The sequence below is a fragment of the Streptacidiphilus sp. ASG 303 genome (assembly GCF_020991365.1).
Lineage (GTDB): Bacteria > Actinomycetota > Actinomycetes > Streptomycetales > Streptomycetaceae > Peterkaempfera.
On record NZ_JAJLRA010000005.1, the window covers coordinates 217,165 to 229,435 of the forward strand.

Below are 12,271 nucleotides of genomic sequence, written 5' to 3' on the forward strand. Positions count from 1 at the left end.
GGTGACCACCGCCAGCCCGTCGCCGCGTGCCCGGTCGACCCGGCAGCGCGCCGCCGTGTCCGCCGCCCTGGACGAGATCCAGGACTTCCGCAGCGCCCAGGAGCTGCACGACCTCCTCCGCCACCGGGGCGACTCGGTCGGCCTGACCACCGTCTACCGCACCCTGCAGTCGCTGGCCGACGCGGGCGAGGTCGACGTGCTGCGCACCGCCGACGGCGAGGCCGTGTACCGGCGGTGCAGCAGCGGGCACCACCACCACCTGGTGTGCCGCAGCTGCGGGCGCACGGTGGAGGTCGAGGGCCCGGCCGTGGAGCGGTGGGCCGACGCGGTCGCCGCCGAGCACGGGTTCTCGGACATCTCCCACACCCTGGAGATCTTCGGCACCTGCGCCGCCTGCTCCGGCGGCGCCTGCTCCGGCATCGGCTGACGGGGCGCGGACCCGGGGCAGGGCTGGGGGCCGTGCGCGAGGGGCCCGGGAGGCGGTCGCCGCCTCCCGGGCCCCTCGCCGCGTCTCAGCGCTGCTGCTGGGCGGGTATCCCCCCGGCTTCGGGCAGCCCCTCGGCGGCCCCGTCGGCCGCGCTCCCGTCCGGCCCGCCGGAGGCCGCCTCGTTGGGCAGGGCGCCGCCGAAGCGGCGGTCGCGCATCGCGTACTGCTCGCAGGCGCGCCACAGGTCGCGGCGGTCGAAGTCCGGCCAGAGGACGTCCTGGAAGACGAACTCGGCGTACGCGGACTGCCAGAGCAGGAAGTTCGAGGTCCGCTGCTCGCCGCTGGGCCGCAGGAAGAGGTCCACGTCCGGCATGTCGCGGTGGTAGAGGTAGCGGGCGAAGGTCTTCTCGTTGACCTTGCCCGGGTCGAGCCGGCCCGCGGCGACGTCCTCGGCGATCGCGGCGGCGGCGTCGGCGATCTCGGCGCGGCCGCCGTAGTTGACGCACATGTACAGCGTCACGAGGTCGTTGTCCCTGGTCTGCTCCTCGGCGACCTGGAGCTCCTGCACGACGCTCTTCCAGAGCTTCGGCATCCGCCCGGCCCAGCGGACCCGCACGCCGAGGGCGTCCATCTCGTCGCGGCGGCGGTGGATGACGTCGCGGTTGAAGTTCATGAGGAAGCGCACCTCCTCGGGCGAGCGCTTCCAGTTCTCGGTGGAGAAGGCGTAGAGCGAGAGGTTCCTCACGCCCAGCTCGATGCAGCCCTTGAGGACGTCGAGCACGACGCCCTCGCCGACCTTGTGGCCCTCGGTGCGGGGCAGGCCGCGCTCCTTGGCCCAGCGGCCGTTGCCGTCCATGACGATGGCGACGTGGTTCGGGACCAGCTCGCCGGGGATCTTCGGCGGCTGCGCGCCGCTCGGGTGCGGGCTGGGCGGCAGGTAGGTCCGCTGCCGTCCGCCGCCGAAGAGCCGTCGTGCTGCCATCGCCTACTTCTCCACGTATCTCAGGGAACGGAGGCCCCGCTCGAGGTGCCACTGCAGGTAGGCGGCGACCAGGCCGCTGCCCTCTCGGCAGTGCCGCGGCTCGCAGGCGTCCGCGGTCTCCCAGTCGCCGGAGAGCAGCGCACCGAGCAGTTCCAGTGTCTCAGGGGAGGGTACGGCACTGCCGGGGACCCGGCAGTCGCCGCACAGGACCCCGCCCGCCTGCAGGGAGAAGAACCGGTTGGGCCCCTCCATGCCGCACTTGGCGCAGTCGTCGAAGGTGGCGCCGTAGCCGTTGACGGCGAGGGAGCGCAGCAGGAACGCGTCCAGCACCAGGTGGGCGTCGTGGGCGCCGGACGCCAGCGTGCGCAGGCCGCCGACGAGCAGCAGGTACTGCTGGACGGCGGGCTCGCCCTCGTTCTCGGTGAACCGCTCGGCGGTCTCCAGCATGGCGGTGCCGGCGGTGTAGCGGCCGTAGTCGGAGACGATGTCACCGCCGTAGGGGGCGATGGTCTCCACCTGGGTGCACAGCGGCAGGCCGCGGCCGACGAGGTCGCTGCCGCGGGCGAAGAACTGCACGTCGACGTGGGAGAAGGGCTCCAGCCGGGCGCCGAACTTGGACTTGGTGCGCCGCACGCCGCGTGCCACCGCCCGCACCCGGCCGTGGTGGCGGGTGAGGAGGGTGATGATGCGGTCGGCCTCGCCCAGCTTCTGGGTGCGCAGCACGATGCCGTCGTCGCGGTAGAGGCTCATGCGGTGCGGCCCGGGCGGGGGCGGGGGGCGGGGGCTGGGTGCGGCATGGTGCCATTCTCCCGCATCCGGACCGGGCTCCGGGGGCGGGCGGGCGCAGGCGCCACGGGTGGCGGACGGTTGCGGGCGCAGGGACCACGGGTGGCGGACGCGGGCGGGCGCAGGCGCCACGGGTGGCGGGCGCGGGGCGGGCCGCGGAGGTCCCCGGGGGCCCGCACCGGGGGCGCCGCGGGCCGCTGCAGGGCGGGCGCCCGCGCCGGTGCGGGTCCGGGCAGGCCCGGGAGGGGGACGCGGGCCCGTCCTTGGGAGGCGTGCCTAGGAGTGCGGCGTGCGGGCCGCCGCCTCCAGCAGCTCCGCGATCCGGTCCTCGCCGAGCTGCAGGCAGTGGCCGACGGCGGCGAGGGCGTCGCGCTCGGCGGGCCGGTAGGGGCCGTCGGCGAGGGCGATCCAGGCGCCCTGGAGCAGGAGCCGCTCCAGCCCCTGCGGGGCGAGGTGGGGGGCGAGCGGCTCCAGGGCGGCGTGGAGCTCGATCGCGAGGCCGCCGCCGATGCCGCCGTACACGGCGTCGAGGGGCGCGGCGTCGAGGGGCAGGGCGCCGAGGGGCAGGGAGCCGCGGGGGTCGCCGCCCGGGGCGGAGCCGAGGCCGGAGAGCGCCGCGAGGGCGGCGAGCACCTGGGCCTCGCCGCAGTCCTCGAAGCCGGCCTCCCGGATCACCCCGCAGGCGGCCTCGCGCGTGGGGCGGCTGGCGGCGCCGCCGGCGGCGAGGACGGCGAGCGCGACGGTGTACTGGGCGTCGCGCAGCATGGCGGAGAGCCGGGTGCAGGTGGGGCGCTCCAGGGCGGAGGGCGCGTAGCGGGCGCGGCAGGCGGTGCACTGGACGCTGGCGCCGGCCGGTCCGAGGGGCAGCACGGGGGCGCCGAGCAGGCGCAGCCAGCGGCGGCCCCGCTGCCGGCGGTAGTTGCGGTCGCCGCCGCAGCCGGAGCAGAAGAACTCACCGAGGACCTCGGTCCGCCATGCCGGACGGACACCCCACAGACGCGTCACAGGCGCACTCCCCTGTCACTGCCGGCGTCCCCTGCCCGTCACCCACGGGCGAGGTCACGCAACCGAGCACTCAGGGGCGTCCCACCGACCCCGCTGTCGGTTGGGTCGATGCTGCCACGCGCGTGAGGCCCTGTCAGTACCCCGGACGGTGGTCGGGCCGAAAAAGTGTGGCGCAGGACACACACGCGCCGCCGGGGGTCCCGGCGGCGCGTGCGGCGGCGGGGTGGCGCGCGGGTCAGGCGCGGCGGGCCCGGTTGACGGCGCTGACGATGGCCTTCAGCGAGGCGCGGACGGTGTTGGCGTCCATGCCGACGCCCCAGAGCACCCGGCCGTCGACGGCGCACTCGACGTACGCGGCCGCCCGGGCGTCGCCGCCCTGGCTCAGCGCGTGCTCGGCGTAGTCCAGCACCCGTACGTCCACGCCGATCCCGGCCAGGGCGTCGACGAAGGCGGAGACCGGGCCGTTGCCGGAGCCGGTCAGGACGGTCTCCCGGCCGTCGACGACGGCCTCGGCGGTCAGCACGTCGTGGCCCTCGTCGGTGTTCAGCCGCTGGGCGCTGCGCAGCGAGATGCGGCCCCAGGGGGCGCCGGGGACGGGCAGGTACTCGTCCTCGAAGACGGACCAGATGGCGTCCGGGGTGATCTCGCCGCCCTCGGCGTCGGTCTTGGCCTGGATGATCCGCGAGAACTCGATCTGCATCCGGCGGGGCAGGTCCAGCTTGTGGTCGTTCTTCAGGACGTAGGCGACGCCGCCCTTGCCGGACTGGCTGTTGACGCGGATGACGGCCTCGTAGGAGCGGCCGACGTCCTTGGGGTCGATCGGCAGGTACGGCACGCCCCACGGCTGGTCGGCGACGCTGCGGCCGGCGGCGGCCGCGTCGGCCTCCAGGGCCTCGAAGCCCTTCTTGATGGCGTCCTGGTGGGAGCCGGAGAAGGAGGTGTACACCAGGTCGCCGGCGTAGGGGTGGCGCTCGGGCACCGGCATCTGGTTGCAGTACTCGGCGGTGCGGCGGATCTCGTCGATGTCGGAGAAGTCGATCTGCGGGTCGACGCCCTGGGAGAAGAGGTTCAGGCCGACGGTGACCAGGTCCAGGTTGCCGGTGCGCTCGCCCTGCCCGAAGAGGCAGCCCTCGACGCGGTCGGCTCCGGCCATGACGGCCAGCTCGGCGGAGGCGACGCCGGTGCCGCGGTCGTTGTGGGGGTGCGCGGAGAGGCAGACGTGCTCGCGGCGCGACAGGTGGCGCGACATCCACTCGATGCGGTCGGCGTAGACGTTCGGGGTGGAGCGCTCGACCGTGGTGGGCAGGTTGAGGATGATCTCGCGGCCCTCGCCGGGCTGCCAGACGTCCATGACCGCCTCGCAGACCTCCAGGGCGAAGTCCAGCTCGGTGTCGATGAAGATCTCCGGCGAGTACTCGTAGCCCAGGACGGTGTCGCCGCCCAGGATCTTCTCGCCGTACTCCATCACCAGGCGGGTGCCGTCCACCGCGATCTGCCGGACCTCCTCGCGGCTCGCGCGGAAGACCACCCGGCGGAAGAGCGGCGCGGTGGCGTTGTACAGGTGCACGGTGGCCCGGGGCGCGCCGGCCAGCGACTCGACGGTCCGCTCGATCAGCTCCTCGCGGGCCTGCGTCAGCACCGAGATCGTGACGTCCTCGGGGATCGCGCCGTCCTCGATGAGGGAGCGGACGAAGTCGAAGTCCGTCTGGCCGGAGGAGGGGAAGCCGACCTCGATCTCCTTGTAGCCCATGCGGACCAGCAGGTCGAACATCTGGCGCTTGCGGGCGGGCGACATGGGGTCGATCAGGGCCTGGTTGCCGTCCCGCAGGTCGGTGGAGAGCCAGCGCGGCGCCCTGGTGATCACCTGGTCGGGCCAGGTGCGGTCGGGCAGGTCCACGGTGGGGAACGGAGCGTAGCGGTGGACCGGCATCCGCGAGGGCTGCTGGCGCACGGTGGCGGCGGTGATCGGGGTGGGGCGCCCGACGTGGGCGCGGGCGACGGACTCCGACTGGGTCATGGCGGTGGTTGCTCCTCTGGCGACGGGCTGGCCGGACGGGGGTCCGGCGGGCCGACGGCTGCGGCGGTGCGCGCAGCACCGGTCCCCGCGGCGAGGGAGCCGGCCTCGTGGTCTACAGGCCCCCGCCGCGGCAGCTAAGAAGAAGCAGCCCGTAGCGCATGATGCCGCCCAGCGTAACCCAGCCCCCGCGCGCACCGCAGGGACGTCCCGCCACGTGAGACACGGGCGGACACGCCGCAGGCGGGCCGGGGGCGGACCGCGCCGACACCCCGGCGGGCTGCGGAAACGATCCCTCCTCGCCGCTCCGGGGGAATCCGCCGCCCGGTCCGGTGACAACGCGTGGCCCCGCGGGGACCCTGGGCGCATGGAACCCACAGCCCACGGCGCCGCGGACCGCACCCCGGGAGGCCGCGCCTGCTTCTGCACCATCGTGCCGCCGCACGTCCTGGACCGGCTGGCGGAGGCCGGCGACGCCGCGGTCCGGGACGCCGCCCGGCGCTCCCTCGCCCTGGACGCCCGGCACCGGGAGAACCGCGTCCTCGCCCGCCGCGCCGCACCGCCGCCCGCGACCGCCGGCGACCGCCCCGAGCGGACCGTCCGCGACGCCCGCCACACCGAGCACCTGCCCGGCCGCACGGTGCGCCGCGAGGGCGGCGCGGCGGTCGCGGACGGCTCGGTGAACCGGGCGTACGACGGCCTCGGCGCCACCTTCGCCCTCTACCGCGCGGTCTACGGCCGCCGCTCGATCGACGGCGCCGGACTGCCGCTGGACGCGACCGTGCACTACGGCCGCGACTACGACAACGCCTTCTGGGACGGCGAGCGGATGGTCTTCGGCGACGGCGACGGCGAGGTCTTCGGCGACTTCACCGTCCCGCTGGACGTCATCGGCCACGAGCTGACCCACGGCGTCACCCAGTACACCGCCGAGCTGGAGTACCGGGGCCAGTCCGGCGCCCTCAACGAGTCGCTCTCCGACGTCTTCGGCTCCCTGGTCAAGCAGTACGCCCTGCAGCAGACCGCCGACCGGGCGGACTGGCTGATCGGCGCCGGGCTGCTGGCGCCGCGGGTGCACGGCGTGGCGCTGCGCTCCATGCGGGCGCCCGGCACCGCCTACGACGACGAGGTGCTGGGGAAGGACCCGCAGCCCGCCACCATGGACGGCTACGTGGACACCCGGGACGACGACGGCGGGGTGCACATCAACTCCGGCATCCCTAACCACGCCTTCTACCTCGCGGCGACCGCGCTCGGCGGCAACGCCTGGGAGCGGGCCGGGCAGGTCTGGTACGACGCCCTGACCTCGCCGGGGCTGCGGCCGGACGCCGACTTCGCGGCCTTCGCGGCGGCCACGGTGGAGGCGGCCCGCGCCCGCTACGGCGAGGGCCGGGAGGCGGACGCGGTGGCCAAGGGGTGGGCGCAGGTGGGCGTCACGGGGTGACCGGCGCCGGCCCGGCCGCCGGGGGGCGGGCGGCGCGACGGGCCGGTGCCGGGCGCGCCGGGGCGTCCGGCGGGGGGCGGGGCGCCCCGGCGGCCGTCCCGCGCCCGCCGGCACCGGCCCGTCGCGGCAACCCCTCGCCAGACCGGCCCGCCGGATAGCAGACTGGCACCATGCGCATCAGCGTCACCCGCACCGGCGGCCTCGCCGGGATCGCGCGCCGGGCCGAGCTGGACACCTCCGCACGGACCGACGCGCCGCACGTCCACGCCCTCGTCCGGGAGGCGATGGCCTCCGGCCTGCGGACCCGGAGCTTCGGCGTGCCCGACGGCTTCCACTACGAGATCACGGTGGACGGGCGGACGGTGCACTGCGCCGACCCGCGCCTGACGGAGGCCCAGCGGGAGCTGGTCTCCCTGGTGCTGCAGGAGGGCGCCTGACCCGGCCGGCCGCCCCCTGCCGGGCAGGGCGTCAGAAACCGAGCTTGCGCAGCTGCTTGGGGTCGCGCTGCCAGTCCTTGGCGACCTTGACGTGCAGGTCGAGGAAGACGGGCGTGCCGAGCAGGGCCTCGATGTGCTTGCGGGCGGTGGTGCCGACGTGCTTGAGGCGGGAGCCCTTGGCGCCGATGACGATCGCCTTCTGGCTCTGCCGCTCGATGTAGACGTTGGCGTGGATGTCCAGCAGCGGCCGGTCGGCGGGGCGGCCCTCGCGGGGCAGCATCTCCTCGACCACCACGGCGAGGGAGTGCGGCAGCTCGTCGCGGACGCCCTCCAGGGCGGCCTCGCGGATCAGCTCCGCGACCATGACCTGCTCGGGCTCGTCGGTGAGGTCGCCGTCCGGGTACAGGGACGGGCCCTCCGGCAGCAGCGGGACCAGCAGGTCCGCCAGCAGGCCCACCTGCCGGTCGCCGACGGCGGAGACGGGCACGATCTCCGCCCACTCGATGCCGACCTCCCTGCCGAGCTGGTCGACGGCGATCAGCTGCTCGGCGAGGCGCTGCGAGTCGACCAGGTCGGTCTTGGTGACGATCGCGACCTTGGGGGTCCGCTTCACCTCGGCCAGCTCCTTGGCGATGAAGCGGTCGCCGGGGCCCAGCTTCTGGTCGGCGGGCAGGCAGAAGCCGATGACGTCGACCTCGGCCCAGGTGCTGCGGACCACGTCGTTGAGCCGCTCGCCGAGCAGGGTGCGCGGCTTGTGCAGGCCGGGGGTGTCCACCAGCACCAGCTGGGCGTCGGACCGGTGGACGATGCCGCGCACCGAGTGCCGGGTGGTCTGCGGGCGGTTGGAGGTGATGGCGACCTTCGTCCCCACCAGGGCGTTGGTCAGGGTCGACTTGCCCGCGTTCGGCCGCCCGACGAAGCAGGCGAAGCCGGCGCGGAAGGGGGCGCCGCCGGAAGGGGGAGTGAGGCTCATGGCGACCATTGTCCCCGACCGGGAGGGGTGCCGCGCACACGCGCCCTCCGCCCCGGGGCCCCTGCGGACCGGCCGCTACTTCTTCTTCCTGCCGCTCCCCAGGGAGTGCAGGACGCTCGCGACGGTGAGGACCGCGACGGTGATGGACGCGGCGAGCCAGCCGGGCGACCCGGTCTCGTGCCAGATGCCCATCCCCCACAGCACCACCAGCGCGGCCGCGATGAACGCGCAGCCCCCCATGCCCTCCGGCCCTCCCCCGCGGGCGCTCCCTGCGCCCGCACCGGGAGCCTAGCCCCGGTCGGACAGGTGTCCAACAGCGCGCCGCCCCCGGCGGGAGCGCACCCGGCCGAGGACCCACCGGGCGGCGGAGACCGCGGCCAGCACGGCGAAGAGCCCCAGCACGACGGACGCGGCCACGTCCCAGCCGTCCCGGACGCCGTGGTCGCGGAGGCGCACGGCCCACCTGAGGAGCAGGAAGGCGCTCCACAGGGCGACCAGGACCTCCTGGACCCGCGGGCCGGTCCACCGGTCGAGCCGCGACCCGGGTCTGCGGACCATCAGGCGGGCGTGGTGGACAGCACCGTGCCGTCGGGGCCGGCCAGCAGCACCGGCGTCCCCGCCCCGCCCAGGTCGCGGACGGCGGCGAGGTCCGCCTCGGCCGGGGCGTCGGCGGCGGTGACCACGGCGGCGGCCTCCAGGCCCTTGGCGCCGCTGGCGACGGCCATGGCGACCGCGGTCTGCAGGGCGGTGAGCCGCAGGGACTCCAGGGCGACGGTGCCGGCCACGTAGGTGCGGCCGGTCTCGTCGCGGACCGCCGCGCCCTCGGGGACGCCGTTGCGGGCCCGGGCCGAGCGGGCCAGGGTGACGATCTTCTTGTCCTCCGGGTCCAGCCCGGCTGCGGCGTCGCTCATGGCCCCGAGCATAGCGATCACCGCGCCGGGCCGTCCGGCCGAGGCCGCGCCGCCCCGGGAGGGCGGCCCGGAGGCCGGGGTCAGCCGGCGGGGTGCGGCTCCTCGTGCTCCTCGGCGGCCTGCGCCGCCCGGTCCTCGCCGTGCCCGCGGCCCCCGCCGCGCCGCACCGGCTCGGCGAGGACGGTGCCGATGCGGTTGCGGCGGCCGGCGGAGGACTCGGCGGTCAGGCGCAGCGCGGTGATGGGCACCGCGTCGTCCTCCGGGAGCGGCACCTCGCAGGAGGCGCCGGGGATGGGCACGCGGCCCAGGTGCTTGGCGAGGAGGCCGCCGACGGTCTCGACGTCCTCGTCGGCCAGCTCCAGGCCGAAGAGCTCGCCGAGGTCCTCGACGGGCAGCCGGGCGGTGACCCGGTAGGTGCCGCCGCCCAGCTCCTCCACGGGCGGGGCCTCCCGGTCGTACTCGTCGGTGATCTCGCCGACGATCTCCTCCAGGACGTCCTCGATGGTGACCAGGCCGGCGGTCCCGCCGTACTCGTCGATGACGATGGCGACGTGGGAGCGCATCTGCTGCATCTCGCGCAGCAGGTCGCCGGCCGGCTTGGAGTCGGGGACGAAGACGGCGGGGCGCATGACCGAGGAGACCGGCTCGGACTCGGCGTCGCGGTTGATGTGGGTGCGGCGGACCAGGTCCTTGAGGTAGACGATGCCGACGACGTCGTCCTCGTTGTCGCCGACCACGGGGATGCGGGAGAAGCCGCTGCGCAGCGCCAGGGTGAGGGCCTGGCGGACGCTCTTGTGCCGCTCGATGAGCACCAGGTCGGTGCGGGGCACCATCACCTCGCGGACGATGGTGTCGCCGAGCTCGAAGACCGAGTGCACCATGCGGCGCTCCTCGTCCTCGATCAGGGCGTCCTTCTCGGCGAGGTCGACCAGGGCGCGCAGCTCGGCCTCGGAGGCGAAGGGGCCCTCCCGGAAGCCCTTGCCGGGGGTGAGGGCGTTGCCGAGGAGGATCAGCAGCCGGGGGATGGGGCCGAGGACGCGGGCCAGCGGCAGCAGCACCACGGAGGCCGCGGTGGCGGTGTTCAGGGGGTGCTGGCGGCCGATGGTGCGGGGGGAGACCCCGACCATGACGAAGGAGACCAGCACCATCACGCCGATGGCGACCAGCACCGCGACCCAGGTGGAGGCGAAGCCCCGCACGCAGACGACGGTGACCAGGACGGCGGCCGCCATCTCGGAGCCGACCCGGATGAGGGTGGCCAGGTTGAGGTAGCGGATGGGGTCGGTGGCCAGGGTGAGGAGCCGGGCGGAGCCGCGCCGCCCGGCGCGGACGGCCTCCTCGGCGCGGAACCGGGACACCCGGGAGATGCCCGCCTCGGCGCAGGCCGCCAGCCATCCGACGATGACCAGCAGGACCGCGCCGATGACGAACGACGTCGTGTTGCCGCCCATGTGCGTCTGTCAGCTCTTCCGTGTGCCCGTTGCCGGGACTGCTCGTGCGGGGTGCCCGCGCGGGATGGCCCGTGCGGGGTGCTTCGCGGGTCCGTCCGGTCTCAGCGGACGGTGGGGGCAGGGGAGGGGCCCTCCAGGCCGCGGGAGGCACGCCAGTCGTCCAGGATGCGCTTCTGCAGGCCGAACATCTCGCGCTCCTCCTCGGGCTCCTCGTGGTCGTAGCCGAGGACGTGCAGCACGCCGTGGACGGTGAGCAGCTGCAGCTCGTCGTCCATGGAGTGGCCGCCGGCCTTGCCCTGGCCGAGCGCGACCTCGGGGCAGAGCACGATGTCGCCGAGGAGGCCCTGCGGCAGCTCCTCCCCCTCCTTGCCGGGGCGCAGCTCGTCCATGGGGAAGGACATCACGTCCGTGGGGCCGGGCTCGTCCATCCACTGGATGTGGAGCTGCTCCATGGCGTCGGAGTCCACGAGGATCACCGACAGCTCGGAGAGGGGGTGGATGCGCATGCGGTCCAGGGCGTAGCGGGCGACGTCGAGCACGGACTGCTCGTCGACCTCCCAGCCGGACTCGTTGTTGACGTCGATCGACATGGTCGGTGGGGTTCTCGGCTCTCAGCTGTCGTTGCGGCGGGGCTGGCGGGGTGCGCGGCCGCGGGGGCGGTGCGCGGACGGGTCCCCGGCGTCGGCGGGGTTCTCGGCGTCCCAGCGCTCGTAGGCGTCCACGATGCGGCTCACCAGCTTGTGGCGGACCACGTCGGTGCTGGTGAGGAGGGAGAAGTGGATGTCGGGGACGTCGGAGAGGATCTCCTGGACGACCTTCAGCCCGCTCCTCGTGCCGCCGGGGAGGTCGACCTGGGTGACGTCGCCGGTGATGACGATCTTGGAGTTGAACCCGAGCCGGGTGAGGAACATCTTCATCTGCTCGGGGTTCGTGTTCTGCGCCTCGTCGAGGATGATGAACGCGTCGTTGAGGGTGCGGCCGCGCATGTACGCGAGCGGTGCCACCTCGATCGTCCCGGCGGCCATGAGGCGCGGGATGGAGTCGGGGTCCATCATGTCGTGCAGCGCGTCGTAGAGCGGGCGCAGGTACGGGTCGATCTTCTCGTACAGGGTGCCGGGCAGGAAGCCGAGCCGCTCGCCGGCCTCGACGGCGGGGCGGGTCAGGATGATCCGGTTGACCTCCTTGGCCTGGAGGGCCTGGACGGCCTTGGCCATGGCCAGGTAGGTCTTGCCCGTGCCGGCGGGTCCGATGCCGAAGACCACGGTGTGCCGGTCGATGGCCTCGACGTAGCGCATCTGGTTGAGGGTCTTGGGGCGGATGGTGCGGCCGCGGCTGGAGAGGATGTTGGCCGTCAGCACCTGGGAGGGGTTGTCCGACGCCTCGGGGTGGGAGGGGTCGGCCGCCGCGCTCCGGAGCATGGCGATGGAGCGCTCCACGGAGTCCTCCGTCAGGGGCTGGCCGGTGCGCAGCACCAGCATCATCTCGTTGAACAGGCGCTGCACGAGGGCGGTCTCGGCGGCGTCGCCGGTGGCGGTCACCTCGTTGCCGCGGACGTGGATGTCGACCCCGGGGAACGCGGCCTCGATGACCCGCAGCAGGGAGTCCGCGGAGCCCAGGACGGTCACCATGGGGTGCTTCTCGGGGATCACGATGCGGGCGCGTGCCGTGCCGCCGTCGTCCACCGCGGGGCCGCTGCCGTTGGCGCGGGGCCGCGCGCCGTCGGTGCGCGGTCCGGTGGTGCGGGCCCGCCGGGCCCCGCTGTCTGGTGTCGCAGTCATGGGTCGGCCGCTGGGGCCTGCCTCATCCCCTCCGTCGTTCCGGTCCGCCGCTTCCGGCCTGGT

At 74.6% G+C, this 12,271-nt stretch carries 14 protein-coding genes; 3 read left to right on the plus strand and 11 right to left on the minus strand.

What is annotated here, in order from left to right; translation table 11 throughout:
• Window position 1 precedes the first annotated feature (1 nt).
• Window positions 2-427, plus strand: a complete 426-nt coding sequence (locus LO771_RS09720) for a Fur family transcriptional regulator (RefSeq protein WP_230649865.1) — start codon at window positions 2-4, stop codon at window positions 425-427.
• 85 nt (window positions 428-512) lie between these two features.
• Here LO771_RS09720 and LO771_RS09725 read toward each other — a convergent pair whose 3' ends face one another.
• The 4 genes from LO771_RS09725 to leuA all read right to left on the minus strand — a co-directional run bounded on the left by LO771_RS09725 (window position 513) and on the right by leuA (window position 5,217).
• The gene (locus LO771_RS09725; protein WP_230649867.1) at window positions 513-1,409 is read right to left on the minus strand and encodes an isoprenyl transferase; all 897 of its coding nucleotides are present in this window, start codon (window positions 1,407-1,409) and stop codon (window positions 513-515) included.
• Window positions 1,410-1,412: 3 nt separating this feature from the next.
• The gene (recO, locus tag LO771_RS09730; protein WP_230649870.1) at window positions 1,413-2,159 is read right to left on the minus strand and encodes a DNA repair protein RecO; all 747 of its coding nucleotides are present in this window, start codon (window positions 2,157-2,159) and stop codon (window positions 1,413-1,415) included.
• Window positions 2,160-2,471: 312 nt separating this feature from the next.
• A complete protein-coding gene (locus LO771_RS09735) occupies window positions 2,472-3,200 on the minus strand; it encodes a TerB family tellurite resistance protein (RefSeq protein WP_230649872.1) in 729 nt (242 codons plus the stop codon).
• Between the two features lie 235 nt (window positions 3,201-3,435).
• A complete protein-coding gene (gene leuA / locus LO771_RS09740; protein ID WP_230649875.1) occupies window positions 3,436-5,217 on the minus strand; it encodes a 2-isopropylmalate synthase in 1,782 nt (593 codons plus the stop codon).
• Between the two features lie 364 nt (window positions 5,218-5,581).
• Here leuA and LO771_RS09745 point away from each other — a divergent pair, with 364 nt between their 5' ends.
• Window positions 5,582-6,658: a M4 family metallopeptidase gene (locus LO771_RS09745; RefSeq protein WP_230649878.1), complete on the plus strand. Its 1,077-nt coding sequence runs from the start codon at window positions 5,582-5,584 to the stop codon at window positions 6,656-6,658.
• A gap of 170 nt (window positions 6,659-6,828) precedes the next feature.
• Complete coding sequence (locus tag LO771_RS09750) at window positions 6,829-7,095, plus strand: protealysin inhibitor emfourin (protein ID WP_230649881.1); 267 nt, start codon at window positions 6,829-6,831, stop codon at window positions 7,093-7,095.
• Between the two features lie 31 nt (window positions 7,096-7,126).
• On the opposite strand, the gene era is transcribed toward LO771_RS09750, so the two are convergent.
• The 7 genes from era to LO771_RS09785 form a co-directional block, all read right to left on the minus strand.
• Window positions 7,127-8,077 carry a GTPase Era gene (era, locus tag LO771_RS09755; protein ID WP_230649884.1) on the minus strand — a complete coding sequence of 317 codons (951 nt, stop codon included), beginning with the start codon at window positions 8,075-8,077 and terminating at the stop codon, window positions 7,127-7,129.
• Window positions 8,078-8,143: 66 nt separating this feature from the next.
• The gene (locus tag LO771_RS09760) at window positions 8,144-8,308 is read right to left on the minus strand and encodes a hypothetical protein (protein ID WP_230649886.1); all 165 of its coding nucleotides are present in this window, start codon (window positions 8,306-8,308) and stop codon (window positions 8,144-8,146) included.
• 48 nt (window positions 8,309-8,356) lie between these two features.
• A complete protein-coding gene (locus LO771_RS09765; RefSeq protein WP_230649889.1) occupies window positions 8,357-8,626 on the minus strand; it encodes a hypothetical protein in 270 nt (89 codons plus the stop codon).
• Window positions 8,626-8,991 carry a cytidine deaminase gene (locus LO771_RS09770; protein WP_230649892.1) on the minus strand — a complete coding sequence of 122 codons (366 nt, stop codon included), beginning with the start codon at window positions 8,989-8,991 and terminating at the stop codon, window positions 8,626-8,628. Before LO771_RS09770 ends, LO771_RS09765 begins: the two co-directional genes overlap by 1 nt.
• 68 nt (window positions 8,992-9,059) lie before the next feature.
• Window positions 9,060-10,430, minus strand: a complete 1,371-nt coding sequence (locus LO771_RS09775; RefSeq protein ID WP_230649894.1) for a hemolysin family protein — start codon at window positions 10,428-10,430, stop codon at window positions 9,060-9,062.
• Between the two features lie 101 nt (window positions 10,431-10,531).
• Window positions 10,532-11,020 (minus strand): rRNA maturation RNase YbeY, encoded by a 489-nt coding sequence (gene ybeY / locus LO771_RS09780; protein ID WP_230649896.1) that lies wholly within the window; start codon window positions 11,018-11,020, stop codon window positions 10,532-10,534.
• Window positions 11,021-11,041: 21 nt separating this feature from the next.
• A complete protein-coding gene (locus LO771_RS09785) occupies window positions 11,042-12,208 on the minus strand; it encodes a PhoH family protein (protein ID WP_230649899.1) in 1,167 nt (388 codons plus the stop codon).
• Window positions 12,209-12,271: the final 63 nt, after the last annotated feature.